This is a genomic window from Chitinophaga sp. MM2321 (genome assembly GCF_964033635.1).
GTDB lineage: Bacteria > Bacteroidota > Bacteroidia > Chitinophagales > Chitinophagaceae > Chitinophaga.
Genome location: NZ_OZ035533.1, coordinates 198,166 through 218,398, shown reverse-complemented (window position 1 = coordinate 218,398; position 20,233 = coordinate 198,166). Strand labels below are relative to the sequence as shown.

11 protein-coding genes are annotated in these 20,233 nt (G+C 46.3%); all 11 read right to left on the bottom strand.

All coding sequences use genetic code 11. From position 1 onward, the window contains the following. Positions 1-4: 4 nt before the first annotated feature. The 11 genes from ABQ275_RS00815 to ABQ275_RS00765 all read right to left on the bottom strand — a co-directional run bounded on the left by ABQ275_RS00815 (position 5) and on the right by ABQ275_RS00765 (position 20,188). Complete coding sequence (locus ABQ275_RS00815; protein WP_349316360.1) at positions 5-1,810, bottom strand: DUF5107 domain-containing protein; 1,806 nt, start codon at positions 1,808-1,810, stop codon at positions 5-7. A 23-nt stretch (positions 1,811-1,833) separates the two neighbouring features. Beyond that, positions 1,834-3,645, bottom strand: a complete 1,812-nt coding sequence (locus ABQ275_RS00810) for a glycoside hydrolase domain-containing protein (protein WP_349316359.1) — start codon at positions 3,643-3,645, stop codon at positions 1,834-1,836. Between the two features lie 101 nt (positions 3,646-3,746). After that, a complete protein-coding gene (locus ABQ275_RS00805) occupies positions 3,747-5,423 on the bottom strand; it encodes a RagB/SusD family nutrient uptake outer membrane protein (RefSeq protein ID WP_349316358.1) in 1,677 nt (558 codons plus the stop codon). Between the two features lie 25 nt (positions 5,424-5,448). Then, positions 5,449-8,805: a TonB-dependent receptor gene (locus tag ABQ275_RS00800; protein ID WP_349316357.1), complete on the bottom strand. Its 3,357-nt coding sequence runs from the start codon at positions 8,803-8,805 to the stop codon at positions 5,449-5,451. Positions 8,806-9,223: 418 nt separating this feature from the next. After that, entirely contained in the window at positions 9,224-10,438 is a 1,215-nt protein-coding gene (locus tag ABQ275_RS00795) for a FecR domain-containing protein (RefSeq protein ID WP_349316356.1), read from the bottom strand. Positions 10,439-10,537: 99 nt separating this feature from the next. Continuing rightward, positions 10,538-11,167 (bottom strand): RNA polymerase sigma-70 factor, encoded by a 630-nt coding sequence (locus ABQ275_RS00790; protein WP_349316355.1) that lies wholly within the window; start codon positions 11,165-11,167, stop codon positions 10,538-10,540. 175 nt (positions 11,168-11,342) lie between these two features. After that, entirely contained in the window at positions 11,343-13,322 is a 1,980-nt protein-coding gene (locus ABQ275_RS00785) for an FAD-dependent oxidoreductase (RefSeq protein WP_349316354.1), read from the bottom strand. Positions 13,323-13,337: 15 nt separating this feature from the next. Further along, entirely contained in the window at positions 13,338-14,786 is a 1,449-nt protein-coding gene (locus ABQ275_RS00780) for a RagB/SusD family nutrient uptake outer membrane protein (protein WP_349316353.1), read from the bottom strand. 24 nt (positions 14,787-14,810) lie between these two features. Continuing rightward, positions 14,811-18,086 carry a TonB-dependent receptor gene (locus tag ABQ275_RS00775; RefSeq protein ID WP_349316352.1) on the bottom strand — a complete coding sequence of 1,092 codons (3,276 nt, stop codon included), beginning with the start codon at positions 18,084-18,086 and terminating at the stop codon, positions 14,811-14,813. A gap of 237 nt (positions 18,087-18,323) precedes the next feature. Further along, entirely contained in the window at positions 18,324-19,508 is a 1,185-nt protein-coding gene (locus tag ABQ275_RS00770; protein ID WP_349316351.1) for a FecR domain-containing protein, read from the bottom strand. 86 nt (positions 19,509-19,594) lie between these two features. Beyond that, positions 19,595-20,188: an RNA polymerase sigma-70 factor gene (locus ABQ275_RS00765; protein ID WP_349316350.1), complete on the bottom strand. Its 594-nt coding sequence runs from the start codon at positions 20,186-20,188 to the stop codon at positions 19,595-19,597. Between the last annotated feature and the right edge of the window lie 45 nt (positions 20,189-20,233).

The following is a 20,233-nucleotide window of genomic DNA, read 5'->3' as shown; positions in this document are numbered from 1 at the left end:
TTTTTTACTCATATTCCCTGTACGCACCGAACCTGGCCAGCCGGTCTTCTCCCAGCTGGGCCGGTATAGGCAGGAAAGGCATTTTCAGTTTTTCACACAGCTGCATCCATAATCCTGTGCGCGTATAGGTTTGATGCACCGGCTGAAAATGCGTGGATAACAACAGGTTTTTAGCCTGTTGCAACATGCCCTGGTCTATCAGCAATTGTATCCTTCTTTCAATAATCCATTCGTCTGTCAATGCCGCCACTTTCGTTAACCAGCTTCCCCTTTCAGCGATTGTTTGTAAACCCATGTTGCGTAAAACCTTGTCTCTTTCCACGATGATCTGCGGATGTATCTGCAGCCAGGGTTCGTTAATGGCTTCAAATGCTTTTGCTGCGCCCTGCATATCTCCCTTCAATTTAAGCAACCTGGCTAACAATACCTTCGCTAATCCGGTTTTAGTGGTAGATAATATGTGCATCGCATCCTCATTTCTTCCCCTGCCGGCCAGCCATGCGCCATAATAAAATTTCCAGCGGTCCTGTATATTGCCACTGGTTTTCTCTATAGCCCGTTTAAAAGGGGCATCCAGCTGTTCCATACCAGAAGGCGCCCAAAGGAGCTCTTCTATTCCCGGAGGATCAGGTAAAGCGGCATTCGTTTTATAAGCGGTTATCAAACCGTTCCACACTTTCACTTCTCCCTTCCGTGCCCATTCAAATAAAGGAATATCTGCTACTGGTCTTAAATGATTGGCGGGCATCTTCAGCGAATAAATATCCAGCTCTTTATCGGTAGGTATCCAGTATTCCACATGCCACCCCGTTTGTTTGGGTTGCAGCTCCTGCTTAATGGATTGGTCGCCGGCAGGACCTCCCTGCAACTCTACATAGGGTTCATGACGGGCAGTACTGAGGGTGGCCCAACTGCTATCGCCCGCTCTTCCGTAGCTCCACAACTTAATACCGGGTGCTATTTTATCGGCTGCAATATGATAAAGTCCTGTTCCCAGAGAAGGGGTAAAAGCACCAAAAGCATTTACATCCTTTGTTCTCCAGAAGTAACCGGTCATCTCTTTAATATCCTGTTCTGTTTTTGGGCCCTGTCCCGCCCAGTCTATCGTATCTATTACGGATGCATGCGAGAGTACACTTCCTTTGGGAAAATCGTATCTGGTATCCGCAGCAGAAGGCATGGCCGCATTGGACCAGCTCATCCAGGGATAGGCATGGGTACCGGGATTATGATATTTCACCCGTTCCGTTAAAAAATGATCATCCTGACCTAATGAATATTCTACAGACCATTGCATACCAAAACGCAGTTCCCTTTCGCCACAGGTAACATACACCCTGTCCTGTGTACTATCAATTCTGTAAAGCACCTGCTCGTTCTGTGAAGGAGAATGTGAAATAGGAAAGCTGACTTCGATACCACCGGCCACAAAATAAAAACGCGGCAATATCCTTGTATACCGCACCACACCGGGTGTATACAACACTTCCTTCCCTGACGGTTTGTGGATCATAGAGATAACTTTTCCGCCCAAACCGGGACAGATCGTCACTTTCATCCGATCATTTTCCAGTACTACAAACTGGTATTTTTTCAATACCGGCCGGTTGGAAGTTTCTGCATAACTAACATAAGGATACACGCCATTGGGGTCCAGTGCGGTTGGTACCGGCCCGGTTGGCGTCAGTACATGGGTAAGTATATAATCTTCATATTCGCTGTAGTGCACTTTACCAGGAAGGTTGTTTCCCAGGCAACTGCTGCCTGCATATAATGCAAGCAGCAGCAATAATAATATCCTGATCTTCATAATACTGTTTACGTGTTTTACATTCAACGGGCCAGTTTATTACTTAATGTTTCCATCATACTTCTTCCTTTATCCACATCACCCGTAATTTTTTCTTCTACATAAGCATGTTCGTTGCTGAAGATTTTCAAATGTTGTGTAAAGTCCTGCCACAGTTTTTTTACTTCTTTGTCTTTGGATGATGCAGCCAGTTTTTTTAAGATCTGTATCTTTTCAAAATCCACGATCCCTTCCCGCATCTTTTCAAAACGGATGCAGCTGTTGCCGCCGGGGTAAATCATGAAGCAATCGCCGGCAGCCCAGGTACCATGACGGGCATCTCTCATCGGATCTTCCGGCCATGCATCATATGCCCAGCGAAGAAAGCCGTCATAGCCACGTGAAGCTGCATACCAGCTGATCCACCTGCCTTCTATGGGTGGAGAAAAAACGAAGTTATTGGGGAAAGGCGGATTACAGCAAACATAAACAGTGGTAGAAGCGCCCCTGGCGGAACGTTGCGCCTGCTCTTTCTGACTGGGTTCTTCGCCATACAGGTAGGAATAGTCATCCAGGAGGGTATCCAGTTCCTTATGCCAGTTGCCCGCATAAGTAATGCGCCATGCAGATGAATGCGCCTTAATCACTTTTATCGCGTCCAGTGTTTGCTGCAATTCATTTTCATTAATGCCCAGGTATGTTTTTCCAAACCATCCTTTTTGTTCCAGGTGCTTTTTAAAATCGGTTAGGAACACGTGAAAGTTTTCCTGGTATTTTGCAGTGCCGGGTGCCCATGATTCATACACATAATTACCGGTGGCAGCATCGAGGTAGCGGAACCTGTTGCCCCAGGGTACTGGCGTGTATACAGTGATGGCCTTATCAATTCCCATCTTCATCGACATCTCCACATATTCATCAAAAATGCTGTAATCAAATTTCCAGTCGCCGTTCTTTTCTTTTATCCAGGCGATCATGCCTTCTTCCAAACGGTAAGAGTTATCGGACCAGGGAGAATGCACACCGTAGGTGGTAATATATTTTCCACCGGCATCGGCGTATAACTGCATATGTTGTTTCAGCAGTACTTTATGTTCTTCAGACCAGGGCTTCAGATGATTATAAGATGCTACTGCCCATGGATTCTGCCACAGGTCAAGCCGGTATCCCCAGTCGTGCGGCGTCGGCAGCAGCTGATTCTGTACATTAATTTTTACCTGTAAGGTGGCGGTATGCTTTGTTGTATTTACGGTGACGGTGCCTGTATAGGAACCCGGCGCTGTATTCGACGGCACATCCAGTGATAGCCATACCGGTCTTACCGTTTTACCGGGTACTTCAAAACGTTCAAAGGGCTCAAACCTGTCGGGCATCAGGAAACCGTCTTTATAGGGCGACTCGCCACATACAACATCTTTTGCTGCATAAGGATAGTTAGATAATACATACCGTATCATGTTGAGCTTTACCTGTCCGCTGCTGATCGTTTTCCCATCGGCATTTACCAGGTCGCTTACATTAAAGCGCACCTGTTGCAGGGTGTCTGTGGCCCATACCAGTATTTGTGTGTTGAGTCTTTCTCCTTTCCAGCCGGTGGCTTCCCAGGACTGGGATGCCTGCTGTACGGGCACTTCAGTTCTGAAGAAAAGTTTATCTGTTGAACCGAAGGAAACATTTAATCCTGGCTTGGTGGCTGTCCATGCCTGTTCATCTACGGTTTTATCAAACGTATATTCCGGTGCATAATGTCCACTTAATACCGGCAAACGGGCAGCGTCCACCTGTCCTTTATGCTGCGCAAACGACGTCATTGAAAAGAAACCTGCCAGGCTACAAATCAGTGCTATTTTCTTCATACTACTTTTAATTTTGTTAATAGGTAAATAGCTCCCGCCGCTTTATAGCAGCGGCGGGAGCGTTGCTGCAAACTGATGCAGCTTATATCAGCAAGCGGTTATTACCAACCGGTATTTTGTACGAGTGTTTGATGTGATAACTGGATCTGTTGCAATGGCAGCGGGTCCAGATAATGTTTGGGCAGGAAGTGCCGTGATGCCGCAGGCTCCGCAATGATAAATCCGTTGTTATCCACTTGTATGTCTGTGCCAATCCGGAGATCAGGATATCGTTGCTGGTAGGCGGTACCCGTGAACTTAACACCCCTGATAGCTTGTGGCATAGTGGTTTCCGCAGTTTTCCAACGCCTGAGATCATCTCTTCTGAATCCTTCAAAAGCCAGTTCCACCGTGCGTTCCCGCCGTATTTCATCAAGCATATTTAATCCATTGGCCGACACAAAAGCATTGGTCAGGGCCGGCATGTTTACTCTTTTCCGCAACACATTAATGGTGCGGTTAAGATCCTGATCCAGGATGGCGCCGTTCTTTTCATACAACGCTTCCGCCAGTATCAGCAGTACTTCTCCATAGCGGAATTCCTTAAAATCATAGGCACCCAGGAAAGTAGCTGCTTCAATGGTTTCATCGAGGAATTTCCGTAACATATAACCGGTGCGGGTGGCATTTGTTCCGGTAAAGCCCGGAAAAGTAGGCTGCCAGATACCGCCTTCAAAGAAGATGGTGCTTCCCGGCACAATAAAGGTCATGGCCATACGGGGATCGCGGTCCTGGAACTCACTGGTAAGGGTGCTATATCCCTGGAATAAAGAAGATTTTGTTGTCGGTAACCCATCTTTCGAAAGATACATGTCTGCCAGGTTCTTGGTGGGTACCATCGCATTAAACCAGAGTTCACGGGTCCAGTTATGCGTAATCCTGTTGGCATAATATCTTCTTGCAAGAATCACTTCCCGGCTGTCATCTCCCTGGAGGATAAAAAGATATTTATAGCTGTCTGCTCCCTTACCTTCATACAATCCATATTCACCGGAGGTGATTACTTTATCTGCTGCATCAATAGCGATGTCAATATATTTGGCGGCATCGCCTTCATTGTGATACCTGGCCCAGGTGCCCATATAAAGAGCAGCCCTGGCTCTCAGCGCCAGTGCAGCGCCCTGTGTAACCCTTCCTATTTCAGCTTCTCCCAGATCACTTTGTTTCGGTAGTTTATCGATGGCGCTTTCCAGATCACCCAGCAGGAAATCCATGATCTCCTTTTGCGAGGCCTTTGGTGTGTATAGTTCCGGCGAAGTGACTTCCAGTACTTTATCTATTTTTGGAACACCGCCAAAAGCTAACAGCAACCTATAATAATTGTAAGCCCTGAAGAACAGAGCTTCTCCCACCCAGCGATCCAATGCAGTGCCTAAGCCTGATTCCTGTGCTTTTGCCAGCAGGTAATTTGTTCCCCTGATCTGTTTATATGCAATATCCCATATCGGTGACGTGGCCTGCGGCAGGAAAGATCCATTGCTGACAGCATTCGCGCCTGAACCGAAAGAGATATCGGCATTGTTATCTACATAACGGGTATCGGCATTATTACTTCCGGTGGACGGCACTTCCCGCAAACCATAATAAAAATCGGTAGCCGCTAACTCGAAATCTTCCGGTCTTTGCCAGAAAGAGGCGTCTGATATCTGATCTTTTGGTGTAAGGTTCAGCGATTTCTGACAGCCTCCCAGCAGCAAAACAATCGGGAGGTATTTATATATATTGAGCAATATTTTCATAACTGATGATTTATTTTTTGGTCGGTCAAAAGGTTATGTCAAGGCCAAAAGAATACAAACGCTGGAATGGATAATTAAAACCATTCTGCGATGATTCCGGGTCCCATCCACCTTTTACATGATGGATTTCTGCCAGATCCTGACCGCTGAAATAGATACGTGCCTGCGCGATGGAAACCCTTTGCAGCACTGGTGCCGGCAGGGAATAACCAACGGTCAGGTTTTTCAATCTTACATAAGCAGCATTGATTTCCTGGAGCGTAGAAGGTTGGTAATTCCAGGTTCTGATATTACCATGCGTGAGCCTTGGATAGGCGGCGTCAGGGCGGTCTTCATTCCATGTCTGACCATAATAAAATTCAGGTGGTTGTCTCCACCAATCACTCCATGGCATGGCGTATTCACCTTCCCTGAACATCACCCTTTTACCAACACCCTGCAGGAAGATACCCACATCAAAATTCCGGTACTTTGCATTCAGGTTTACACCGTAGCTGTAACGGGGAGTAATGCTACCTACATTCACCACATCACCATCGCTGCCGGCTTTATCGCTGTAAGGGCTGATCTTTCCATCACCATTCACATCTTTAAACATCGCATCACCTATACCAATATCCGAAGGCACGCCATCCAGTTTTTTATATTCGTCCAGCTGTTTCTGATCACGGATAAGGCCATCAAAAACATAGGCGAAATAGGTGTTGATCGGGTAGCCTTCCCTGATCATATTCAGTCCGGGTACATAAGTATCTGCACCGCCGTAGTTTACAATCTTATTCTGTGCATCGCTGATGATCACGCGGGCAGAATAATCCAGTTTTCCGATTTTATCTTTCCATCCCAGGGAAGCTTCAAAACCCCAGGTTTTTAACTCTCCGGAATTGGAGTAAGGAGCAGTAGCGCCCAAAAGGGAAGGATAAGTAACCGGTATCAACAGGTCCTTATTGGTTTTTACAAAGTAATCGAAAGAGAAGTTCAGCCTGGATGCCAGTACGGAAGCATCTATACCGATGTTGCGGTTGATCAGTGTTTCCCAGGTTCTGTTTAATGACACCATGCCTGCGAGTGCAGCAGATTGATTCTGCCCGCCCGGACCCAAAGGATATGGACCACTGATATTCAGGAGCTGGATATAATCATACAATCCTACGCCTTCCTGGTTGCCGGTTTGGCCGTAGGAGGCCCTTAACTTCAGGTCGTTGAATAAACCTGACTCTTTTATGAAATTTTCTTCAGACAAACGCCAGGCCGCTGAAACGCCGGGAAACAACCCCCATCGTGTTGCCTGCTGAAACCTGGAACTGCCATCATACCGGAAATTGGCTTCCAGCAGGTATTTATTATCGAAGCTATAGCTGACCCTGGAAAATGCAGAGCTGATAGCCCATTGGGTTCCGCGGCTATCATTCTTCATATTCTGGGTACCACCGAGGTTCATGGACCACAGATCCGCTGTTACAAAATGATCCCTGTAGGCGCTAAACCAGCTGTCATCGTTTTCTTCATGCGCCATACCGGCCATCACATTCAGCTCATGTTTTCCAAAGTTCTTATTGTACTCAAGATAGCCTGTGAAGTTCCGGTACTTTGCTTCCCTGCTTGTAAGTGTAAGGGAACCCAGCTCCGGACTGCTGGCAATACCATAGTAGGCAAGGCCTCCGTCCCAGTTGTAAAGGGGTACTGCTTTGGCAATATCCTCGTCTTTACCGGTCTGGTAGTTAATGCCCGCTTGCAGGTTGAGTTTCAGGTCGGAGGTAATATCAGCGATTAATTTGAAATTGGTATTGATGTTCCGCGTATTAAAAGTAGCGGTAGCGCCCTCTTTGGCCTGTGCTACAGCGTTACCCCATCCACCCTGGGCGAAGAATTTACCGTCCGGTGTATAAACGGGGTGATTGGGCATTCCGAAAATAGCTTCGGTAATATTCCATCCTCCCATGCCACCGATATCTGTGCGTCGCTGATCTTCAAAAGAAACTTTTGATTCCAGCCTTAACCATTTAAAGAAATCGTAGTTATAATTCATCCGCAGGTTGTAACGGCGGTTGTTATCATTCGCATATCTTACAACGCCCGCCTGGTTACTGTAGCTGCCCGACAAATAATAACTCGAATTATTGCCGCCGCCGGAAACATTCAGGCTGTGCTTCTGCTGAAAACCGTTTTCAAACACGGCATTTTTCCAATCGGTATTGGTAAAGAAAAGCATCCAGCCACCATACAAAGGATGGGGAATGGGGTTAGAATCGTTGCTCAATATTTTTTGCAGCATATCCTGCGTGTACATAGGTGCGGAGCTGTTGTGAATATTAGCTTCGTTATCCATCACCGCCATTTCGTAGTTGGTAGGGCTTTTCATCATGCCCGTTAATTTTGAAACAGCGAAATTGTTACTGTAATTGATACTGGGGGTACCTTTTTTTCCTCTTTTGGTGGTGACCAGCATAACGCCGTTAGCCGCCCGTGCGCCATAGATGGAAGCAGAAGCATCTTTTAATACGGTGATGGATTCTATATCATCAGGGTTCAAAAGATCAAAGCTGCCAGCAATACCATCTATCAGTACCAGCGGGGAATTACCACCGTTGGTAGATGAATATCCCCTTACATTCAGATCAAATCCTTCACTACCGGGTTGTCCGGATGATCTTTGCACAACGAGGCCGGGTACCTGACCCTGTAAGGCTGCTACTGCGTTGGTAATAGGCCGCGATTTGATTACGTCGGCATTCACCACAGAAATGGCGCCTGTGAGGCTTTGTTTTCTTTTGGTACCATAACCAATTACCACTACGCTTTCCAGTGATTTGATGTCGGTCATTAAATTGATATGCAGGCTGGTGCGGCTACCTACCGCCACTTCCTGTGACAGATAACCGGTATATGAAAATACCAGTGTACGCCCCGGCGATAGTGACAGGGTAAATCTTCCGCTGGCATCTGTTTGTGTACCCGACCTGGTATCTTTTACCAATACCGTTACACCTGGTATAGGCACGCCTGTGGAATCTGTTACTACGCCCGACACAGGTATCACGGTGTCTTTAGCAGCGGCAGGTGGGGCCGGTGACCGGCCCGGGGAAGTATTTTTAATGATGATATTATTGTTCTCTATCGTGTAACCGACAGGCTGGTTCTTTAAGCATATATCCAGCACCTCGCGGAGAGACAGTTCCTTAACATTGATTGTAACTGGCTGCGTACCGACAAATAATGTTTCATTGGCAACGATGGAAACACCTGTTTGCCTGGAAATTTCCAGAAGTACCTTGCGAAGCGGCGCATCCTTTACGGCAAGTGTTACATCCTGTGATAATCCGGCTGCACTGATATGTAAGCAGGCAGCGAATAAAAGGAAGGTGGTCAATTTCATCTGCATGACAATTCGTCTTTTTAAAGGCGAAGACTTACTAAGCTGATAAAGTCTTTCAGCGGTCTTAACGAATCCGCGCCAGACGGATTTACTTCGCTGATCATGTTCTTCAATGCCCCTGGTGAACCTGGTTGATATTAGTTCGCTACTAAACGTGGCTTTTCTGCAAAAATTTAAATGCATACTTTTGTAATGTTTGGTAATGACGGAATAGGTAGTCTTTGACTGGATTGTTTTTTTTCGGCATTATCCAATAGTTCGCCGGAAGTGTTGGTAGCACTTCCGGTTTTTTAATGGATAACCCTTTCCCGGAGAATTAAGTCTTCATAACGTGTACGTGTTTAATTTTTATCTGTTTACAGTATCTCTTCTTATTTCATTTCAGGTACAGGTGTTTATTATATTATCTATTATCCTATGCTTTTTAAAGAACGGTTACCTTTTTTCCTTCCATACTGAAATGAAGCCCATTTTCTTCCAGCAGGCGCAGGATGTGTGATAGTGGCATGTTCCGGCTGACACGTCCGAAGAATTGTTCCGAAGGATGTTTGTTGCGGAACACCACCTCTACATCATACCACCGGGCTACCTGACGCATAATAGTGGCCAGGTCTGTATTGGCAAATTCAAAAAATCCTGTTTTCCAGGCAATCACCTGGTTGATATCGGCTGCCTGAACAAACAGTGCATTGCTGGCATTGTTTAATACAGCCTGCTGGCCCGGCTCCAGGGTGGCCTGGGTAATGCCTTGTTTTACTTTTACTGCGCCTTCCAGCAGGGTGGTTTTTACGGTACTTTCATCTGCATAAGCCATAATGTCGAAGTGGGTACCTAATACCTGCACCTCCATCGGCTGCTTTTCAGGTCCCTTTTCTTCTCCCAGCGTATGTTGTCCCTGTTCCGGTAATACCCTTACCTTAAAAGGCTGATTGGCATTTTGTGCTATTTCAAAATATCCCTGGCCGTGCAACTCCACTACCCGCTCTTTTCCTGCAAAGGCAGTAGGATACCGGAGAGAAGAGGCGGAATTCAGCCACACATTACTTCCATCCGGTAAGGTGATGCGAAACTGGCCGCCCAGCGGAGTGGCAAGGGTGTTGTAGCTCACTGTTGCCGTATTATTACCGGTGTATTGCAAGCGCCCATTATACTGATTGATAGTGGCGTTGCCCTGCTTAATCACCTGGTTACCGGTACTGTCGAGCGTTATGGTGGACCCATCTGCCAGTAGCAGGGTAGCTTTACTGCCACCCGGCAACACATCGGTCCTGTTATCTGCTGTAGCAACCGATGGCTGCGACCTGTCGGCAGACCACCAATAAAATCCCGCAGAAAACAGGAGCAGCACGGCTGCTGCCGCTGTCATACGCCACCACATTGTGCGACGTCGGCCAACAGGCAATTCCTTTACAACAGGTTCACTATGGGCCAGTATCCGGGTAAATAATTGTTTGCTCTGTACATCATCCAACACCCGCTTTCCAGGTTCAAACACCTGGTAGGTCTCTTCCATCAGCACTTTCACCCGCTGTTCATTTACCGGATCATTTAACAACAACATCAATTCATCCAACTCTTCCGCTGCGATTGTCTTATTGAAATATTGAAAAAATAAATAGGTCAGTCTTTTATCTGACATGCAGTTATATTAAAAAAGGATGATAAAATAGCTTGTCTGTAGTAAAGACCCGCCGGGTAGGAAAAAGGGGTAACGGGAGAAAAAGATTTTTCCGGGCGATTATAAAAAGAGGGCAGGTTGTCCGCAAAACGGCGTATACCTATTTGCAAAAATGGACAGAAGTATCAATAATATAACCGTATCCATATGCTGATGCACATATTGGGTAATGGCGCGCAGGGCCAGTTTGATGTGTTTTTTGGAGGTTTCTGCAGAAATACCCAGCTGCGCTGCTATTTCCTCATGTTTTAAACGTTGATGCCTGCTCAGTAAATACACCTTCTGCTGCTGGGGTGGCAGCTTGCTCACGGCTGTTTCTATGAGTGTGCTATAGTCATTTTCCGGAGCGGTATTCATATATGTCTCTTCTTCAAACTGCCTGGCCCATTCCCGGTGACGCACTTCCTGGTTAGCCTTTTTACGCAGACAATTAAAAGTATGGTTCCTGCTGAGAATGAACAGGTAGTGGATAAAATTGTTGAGCCCCGGCAATGTTTCCCGTTTCATCCATAGCTTGATGAAAACATCCTGTACAATATCTTCGGTCATTTCCTGCGATTCGGTAAGCCGGAATATATATTCCGCCAATTGCTGATGATACGCATGGAAAAGGTCCTCAAAAGCTTGCTGGTCACCTTTGGCCACCAGTTCAAGCAATACGTATTCGTTATGGACGGCTCTTATAGACAATTTCTGTTCGCTATTCTTGTTTCAACATAAAGCTAAACAAAACCAGGATTTAACGGAAAAAGGATTAGCAGGATGGGTGGAGGATATATGAGCGTAATAATATAATTATACTACTTTCATATCTCCTCCACCCATCCTGCTAATCCTTTTTATCCGTTAAATCCTGGTCTGGTCTTTATTTAGCGATAAACAGCATCGCATCTGCCACTACAACACCGTCCGCCTTATCATTATTTACTTCTACGTAGGCTTTTTGGCCTTTTGATAAACGATAGGCGCCCAGGTCTACCCATTCACCGGAAGTTTGTCCTTCTACCCGGATAGCATCCGCTGTTATCTTTACCTCATTAACCTTTTTACCGTCAAAGATCTTCACCAGGGTGGTACCGGACAGGTTAGCCACCTTTGGTACATAGGAGTAAATGTGATAGGTTCCATTCCGGATAATTTCCGGAGAGAAGCGGATCGACTTTGCCACACTGCCCTTACTATTATCTGTAAACATAGAGGGACCGTAGCTTCCTCTTTTGTCCTTTTTCCAGTCGCCGGTGATGGTTACGTGCGCGGCATCGTCATTATCCACCAGTATTTCGGGGATGCTGTTATCTGCCAGCGGGTTGGAGGTGAGTCGTTCCCGCACTTTTTTAATGGGCACATCCTGTACGGATGAATGATGCTCAATAGCCTCTACCGCTGCTGTGGCAGCAGATTGACCCAGCACCATAAACACCGGTTCCATCCGGATGGAGCCATAGGCGATGTGGGTGGCCGACAGGCAAACAGGTACCAGCAGGTTTTTACAATCGGTCGCTTTCGGGATGATGGACCGGTACGAAATGGGATAAGGACCAAAGCCACCTATCTGTACATCGCCTTCATTCTTCACCATACCGTTTACGACTATACGCTGACAGTTATGTGAGTCCATTGTATAAGCCGCCATACCTACGCCATCTGTTACCGTTTCCTTTCCTTCGCAATTGGCTTGCGTCATTACATAGTCTCCGATCATGCGGCGTACTTCCCTTACATATAACTGCGGAGACCAGTGACCGTTATCGGTGTATTCATCTTTAGGATATCCCCATTTCAACATTTCCTGGCGCAGGTGCTGTGGCATGCGCGCATCGTGCCCGATGAAATACAATAGTCCTTTGGTATAACTTTCATGGTCGCTGATGATCTTTTTACGGGTAGCATAATCTGCTTCCGGATAGTTATAGTTCATCCCGATCATATCTGTTGAAAAAGCACCGTTGTTGTTGATATCCGTTTTTTTGTTGGGCATCAGATCAAACTTCAGAAAAGCCCACAGATCTTTCGCCGGTGTTTTATCCAGTACGCGCAGCAATAACTCGTAGCGGGAAGCATCGTAATCCTGTGGCTGTGTGATCGGCACCTGGTTGGCAACATCGCTGGTTAAGCAGATCCTGAAATTATAGGACTGCACTTTTTTATCGCCGCTACCCTGCGCATCCAGCTTTTCGGGGCTGATACCCCATACCAATCCGCTCTCCGGTTTGCCGGGTGTTTTGTAAGGATCTATGCCATCGGGAAACTGGTGTTTGTTTCTCAGCTGTACACCGTTGTAGGTTTCATTATAATCACTGTTGGCTTCGCGGCCCACAGTATAAGGTACGCCGGCTTTTGCCATCAGGTCGCCCTCATAGGAACAGTCGATGAACATTTTAGCGCGTACCACCTGGGCATCGTTACCTTCCACGGTAATTTCCGTGATGTAGCCGTTTTCCTTTTTAGCGGAAGTGATATGATGACCGTACAACACGTCTACTTTTGCCGATTTGATATACTGTGCAAAAGTTTCGGAGGCTACATGTGGTTCAAAAATCCATTGTTCAAACTTTCCGTAGTGGGTACCGATGCGGCGGTAAAAATCCCTGGAGATACCACTGATCGCATACTTGTTGCCGATGTCTGTATATCCCAGACCGCCGGAGGTAAGCCCTCCCAGATGTTTAGTGGGTTCTATCAGCAGTACCGTTTTATTTAATTTCTTAGCGGTGTAAGCTGCTATTACACCTGCCGAAGTCCCGCCATATATACAAACGTCCACTTCTTTCGGAGCGCCCGCAAACAGCTGGCTGCTTACTATTAGCAGACAACCCAGGGCTGTTACAATTCTTTTTACTTTCATAATCATTTGATAAGGTTAGTAACCGGGATTCTGATCCTTGATGGGATCTATTGCTTTATTATAGTTGTATTCGATCCTGGGAATAGGCCACAGCATATGTTTGTCTGCAACGGTTATTCCTTTCACGGCTTTGATCACGTCTTTGGCAATACCCATACGCTTCAGGTCCAGCCAGCGTTTCCCTTCAGAACAATCTTCATACCCTCTTTCTTTTACTACCAGATCAAGAAAAGATTGTGCAGACGAATAATCACTCAACTTAAAATCTACAGTAGCATCTGCAACAAGCGGGTTTTTACCATAGGCCCGGCGATGTACCATATTCAGTTTTTCCATGGCATCGGCAGTAGGCCCGTTGTTGGCCCTGCTGGCTGATTCTGCATAAAATAACAGCAGATCCGCATACCGGTACATCGGATAATCGTTTCCTCCAGCGGTGTTTGTGACCTTATCCGTGAATTTTTTACTGAGAATAGTCGTATTGGAAAGACCGAACGTTTGTGCGTACCAGTTAAAGATATAGCGCAGATCCTGTTTATCCCAGTTCTTTACAAAAGAATTTTCCTCTGAATCGCTATAGAGTGTATAATAGCCACCAGGAGGATAATAAATAGTACCGGGATAATGTGTATACATAGGATATTCGAAGCCCTGACCGGAAGGTGTTCTGGAAAATTTCAGGTAAAATATTTCTTCCGTGGAGGACTGTACGTCAGGCCCAAAGATCTTATCAAAATCATCCGGTACCATCACATTCACCAACGAAAATTTATTTGACCCGATCACTTCCAATGCTTTATCACGTGCTTTCGGATAGTCATTCATATTCATGTAAACGTCTGCCAATAAAGTTTTTACCGCCCATGTGGAAGGTGCTCCGGGCAGCCGCGGAACATCCGGGAGATTAGCTTCTGCATATAACAGGTCTGCTTCAATAAAATTATAAATTTCTTCCTTTGTACTTCTTGGGAGATTAACGGAATCCATGTTATTTTCTGTGCGCAAAGGAACACCGGCCCAGTTTCTCACCAGGTGAAAATATAATAACCCCCGCAGGAACCGGGCTTCTCCCAGGAATTTACTGCGGTCGGCGTCATTCAGATTTGTTCCCAGCGGCGTTCTCTGAATAACAATATTCGCATTACGGATCGCCTCATAGAATGTAGTCCACATCCCATCTGTACGGGTAATATTGGTATTATCCAGTCCAACGTAATCATTGAGCGGTGCATGGCTGCCACGGCCATACATATACTCCGTATATATTTCCAGCTGGATCTGGTATAAAGCGCCCATACTGCCACCGCCGCGGATAGGTGTATAAATGGCATTCAAACCTGCCTGCACTTCTGCCGGATTATTATAAAAGTTCTCTGCTGCAATAGACTGCGGATTTTCTTCCAGTAATTTCTCACAGGAAGAAAATAACAGCAGTGCGGATATAAAGAGGATATAATATTTCATATAAAAGATTGAAGTATGAAGAAATCAAAACCCACATCTGATGCCGACCGTTACGGACTTATTGGTGGGATAAGTAGCATAATCGATTCCTTGGTTGATAGAAGTATTTGCACCAGGAGCAAACGTGGAACCGAATGCATTTATTTCCGGATCATACCAGGAATACTTTGTGAAAGTGATGAGATTTTGTCCGCTTACATATACCTGTGCTTTTTTAAACCATTTCAGGTTCATTTTTCCTATAGGAAGATTATAGGCGAGCTGAATATTTTTAAAGCGCAGGTAAGAGCCGTCTTCCACAAAACGGGTAGACATATTGGCCGATAAAGTGCTGGTAATTTTCGGATATTTTGCGGTGGTATTTTCCGGTGTCCAGTGGTCGTATGCCACATCAGCCGGCAGATTCAGCCCCATACCCAGATCGAGTGTAGCCGCTTTATTCAGGTTGAAAATATCATTACCCTGCGATCCCTGGATAAACAGTGACAGTTCAAATCCTTTGTAGGCAGTCACAGAATTAAATCCATACGTAAAATCAGGATTAGGATCGCCGATGTATGTTTTATCTGCTGAACTGATACTACCGTCTTTGTTCAGGTCTGCATATTGCAGATTGCCTTTGTCGGTGTAGCCATTTTCCACATAGCCATAGAAAATACCGTATGGCTGACCTTCTCTCAACAAGTTGATATAATCATTCAGAGAGCCGGTATACAATGCATTTCCGAAGATATCCTGTCCGTCATACAGCTTTACTATTTTATTACGGTTGAAAGAAATATTGGCTACCACATTCCAGGTAACTTCTTTTTTCAGCACATCTGCTTCCACTGAAAACTCCATGCCTTTGTTTTCCATCTCCCCAACATTCCGCAACGTAGTACGATACCCCATAGAAACGGGTAACGGCACTGTATTCAAAAGATTTTTTGTACGCTTATGGTAGAAGTCAGCCGTCACCCGAATCAGGTCACTGAACAACGCTACATCTACACCAAAGTCTTTCTGGTAAGTGGTTTCCCATTTGAGATTACCGGGCAATACCTTGTCTGGTGCAAAAGAAGTAGCCAATGCATCCCCGAAAATAGTATTGCCAGCCACCAGCTGATTAAGGGTCTGATAAGGATTGATGGCCGTACTACCGGTAGCACCGTAACTGGCCCTTACTTTCAGATCAGATACCAGCGATGATCCTTTCAGGAATGGCTCATCAGATGCACGCCACGCAATAGCAGCAGAAGGGAAATTACTCCATTTGTTGCCTGGTGAATAACGGGAGGAACCATCACGCCGCATACTAACCGTGAAAAGATATTTATCCTGTAACGTATAGTTCACCCTGCCCAGGTATGACAACAGCACCCATTTTTCATAGGAGCTTTTGGGGATACCGGGTGTACCTGCACTGCCTAATGCACCTGTGTTTACAACATCACTCAGGAAGTTGATACCGGAACCTTGTACGGTTGTGGTCACATAATCCTGGTAAGTAAAACCAGCGGTTACATTGATCCGGTGTTGTCCCAGTTGTTTATTATAATAAATCACGTTTTCGTTGAGCAGGCTGGTAGACTGCCTGGTGTCCACCTTTGCATCACCTACTGAATTGGTAGATGGCTCAATATTCTTATAGGCATCCGTGCGGTCATTTAAATTATCAATACCACCGGAGATCCTGATAGAGAGATCTTTCCAGGGCTTGATCGTCAATGCAGCATTGGAAAATACGCGGTCGCCTTTTATACGGTCCGTGTTCTCATTGAGCGGTACCATCGGATTGATGATGGCATTGGAGATAAACGGATAGGCGGTTGTTAACCGGCGGTAACTACCATCCGCCAGGTAAGGTGTGAGTGTGGGAGGCGCCATGAGCATGGCGGAAATCAGGTCACTGCCCCTGTTGCCCAATCCGGAGTTCTGACGGCGGCTGTCGAGTCTTGTTAACGTAGCATTGTAGGAAACGGTGAATATTTTGCTGATATCGTGTTCTACACTTCCTCTTAAAGAATATCTTTTATAATCACTGTTGCGGACAATACCATCCTGTAAAAATACACCACCGGATAAAGAGAAGCGTGTTCTTTCACCGCCACCGTTTACGGTTACATTGGTATTGTACATGGGCGCCTGGTGCATCACCAGATCCTGCCAGTCAGTACCGGGATGCAGCGAAAAAGAGTCGATCATTTCCTTTGTAAAGAATGGCGCCTGGTTATCATTTACAGCCCGTTCGTTATACAGGGTGGCATACTGTGCAGCGTTCATCAGTTTCATCTTTTTTGATACTGATTGTACGGTATAGCCTGCGTTAAAATCGACAGAAGTGCCAGGTGTTTTCTTACCGCTTTTTGTAGTAATGATTACAATACCATTGGCGCCCCTGGAGCCGTAAATGGCGGTAGAAGAGGCATCTTTTAATATTTCAATGGAAGCGATATCACTGTTCTGCAAAAAGGTAGGGCTTCCGTTGTAAGGAAAACCATCTATTACATACAGCGGATCGTTGCCGCCCATGATAGAGTTGATTCCTCTGATACGCACGCTGATAGCGCCGCCGGGGGCACCGTTGTTCTGTAGTACCTGTACACCGGCAGCCCTGCCGCTCAACGACTGCATGATATTGGTAGCAGGTGCTGCGGTAATGTCTGCGGATTTTATTTGTGACACCGCACCGGTGAGATCACTCTTTTTGGCGATACCATAACCTATCACCACTACTTCTGAAGATTTATTGATCTCTACTTTCAGTGCAATGTTCAGCAACTGGTTATCCGTAACGATTACTTCCCTGGATTCATATCCAATGTAGGAAATGACCAGGGTAGTACCTGTGGATACGTTTAGTTTAAAGAAGCCGTTTACATCCGTTTGTGTGCCGGTTTTGGAATTTTTGATGATCACCGTAGCACCTGGCAGCGGCTCTCCGTCTGCGCCGGTAACCTTCCCCCTTATTTCCATCAGCGGTGGCGGTGCTGCGATAACGGGTACCCGTGTGTTGGTTATAAATTCCCGGGGCTCTATCACAATATTTCCCCCCACAATGGTGTATGTCAAAGACTGATCTTTCAGACATAACTCCATCACCTTTTCCAGGGGAGAAGATTTTATGTCGATACTTACTTTTTTCGACTGATCCAGCAGATGATGGTCAAAAAAGAACACGTAGCCCGTTTGCCTTTCGATAGCCCGAAAGACTTTTTCCAGTGACGCATTCTTTTCAGATAAGGTTATGTTCTGAGAATAACCTGTTGCACTCACCTGCAAACATGCGCAAAATAAAAGGATGGCAGATAACTTCATAGCCATTAGCGTTTTGGCGATCCACCGTGGTTGACAATCCGGTCGCCTGCAAATAGAACTAAAATGCATACATTTGATTTGTTTGGGTAAAGAATTCCCGCCCCGGTATAAAAACCAGGTGGAGAGAGTCGTGGAACGATTTTCATGGGTTGCCCAGATATCTGCCGGAAGTGCTCGAACACTTCCGGTTTTTTTGGGCCCCGCTGTGCGATTAAACTTTTTTCATAACGGTTGTATTCATGGTATTACGATGATCTTTTTTTTCTCGATTCTGAAATGGACTTTGGTTAGCTCTAATATCTTTAATACGTCTTCTATACTGCTGTTGCGCGAAATCTTCCCGCCAAATTCCCTGGCTGGCACGTTGCCCTCGTAGCTTACATCCACATCATACCAACGGGCTATCTGCCGCATCACGCCGGTGAGGCGTTCATGATTAAACTGGAAGTAACCATTTTTCCAGGCCACTATTTCATCTACATCTACATTACTAACGACGGTCATTCCCCCGGATGATTTAAGCCTGGCTTGTTGTCCCGGGCTCAGTTTTGTTTGGCCGGAGGCGGTATTTACATTTACCGCACCTTCCAGCAGGGTTGTTTTAATGGCCGATTCATCGGTATAGGCCATTACATTAAAATGCGTTCCCAGCACCTGTACTTCCATATCATTCACCAACACACGGAATGGCTTGTTGGCTATTTTCGCAACTTCAAAATATGCTTCTCCGGTTAACTGCACGCTTCTGTCGTTACCTGTAAACGCGGTAGGATAACGGATAGAAGAAGCTGCATTCAGCCATACGTTGGTGCCATCGGGTAAAGTGAGGCGGAACTGTCCGCCGCGGGGAATGGTCAGGATATTATATTGCATGGCCTGAGCGGTTCCTGTACCAGCGGCATTGTAGGCCAGCTGTCCGCTATCGGGCTGGATCACCTGTACGTTGCCCTGTTGCGCCAGCGCACCGTTGCCGGTGTTGCCCAGTGCTATTTTACTGCCATCTGCCAGCGTGAGTACCGCCTTGTTACTTCCCGGCTTCACGTCGTGTTGCGGAGCAACGGGTATATCCGATAATGGAGCGGCCGTTTTTTTAGAGAACAGGAAAGTGGCGCCGGTAACAATAGCGGCCAATATAACCGCAGCTGCCGCCCAGCGGGTCCACCTACGGTAAGCGCCGCCAACGGGTTTTAAAGGCAACTGCGCGTTCTTCTCCTCCAGCACTGACCGTAACACCTGCTTCATCCTTTCGGGGTCAGATAAGCCATGCGCAGCCTTGTTCAGCAACAATGCTGAAATAGCTGTGTCCCACTGCTCCTTGTCACCCTCTTTTTCCAGTGACGCCCACAGTTGTGCCGCTTCTTCTTCGCTCAGATCTTCATTGAGATACCGCGCAATTAACGCTGATAGCGATTTTGACTCCATAAAAAGAATGAATTACATGCCCTTACCGGGCCGGTTACTACTTAAAGACGCATAACCTTCGTAAAGGGAGGTGCCGGCAGGAAAATTTATTTTGATACAGTTGTAATAAGAGAGAGAAGTACGGTGATATAATAGATGGAATCTATTTTCCGTAGCGAGGCTAACGCCTGTACGATATAGCTTTTGATGGTAATCCTGGAAACGCCCATCATGGCGGCAATTTCTTCGTGCCGCATTCCTTCGAAGCGGCTAAGCCGGAAAGCCTTCTGCTGCTGGGGAGGTAGCCGGCGGATGGCTTTATGAATCGTTTGTTCCATTTCCCGGAATTCAGCGCGCTCATCGCCGCCAGGGATACTGTTTTCTTTAAAATAAGCCCGTAGATATTGCTGATAGGCATCTTCCGAAGCCAATTTCCGCAACCGGCTGTAGATCATGTTGCGGGCGCTGATAAAGAGAAATCCTTCCAGTTTTTCGATAGCAGTGAGTTGTGCCCGTTTCTCCCATAACATCACAAAAATGTCCTGGGCAATATCTTCCGCTACTTCGGGTGATTTTGTGAGCAATAAAGCAGTAGAGAATACCGCATCCCAGTGACGCTCAAAGATCAGTTGATATGCTTCCTCATCTCCGGCAGCAATACGGCTCAATAACTCTTTTTCACTATATGGACTACTATGCATCGCTGGCTGGCCGGTTGCATTTTCGGTTAATGTTGGCTGATCCCC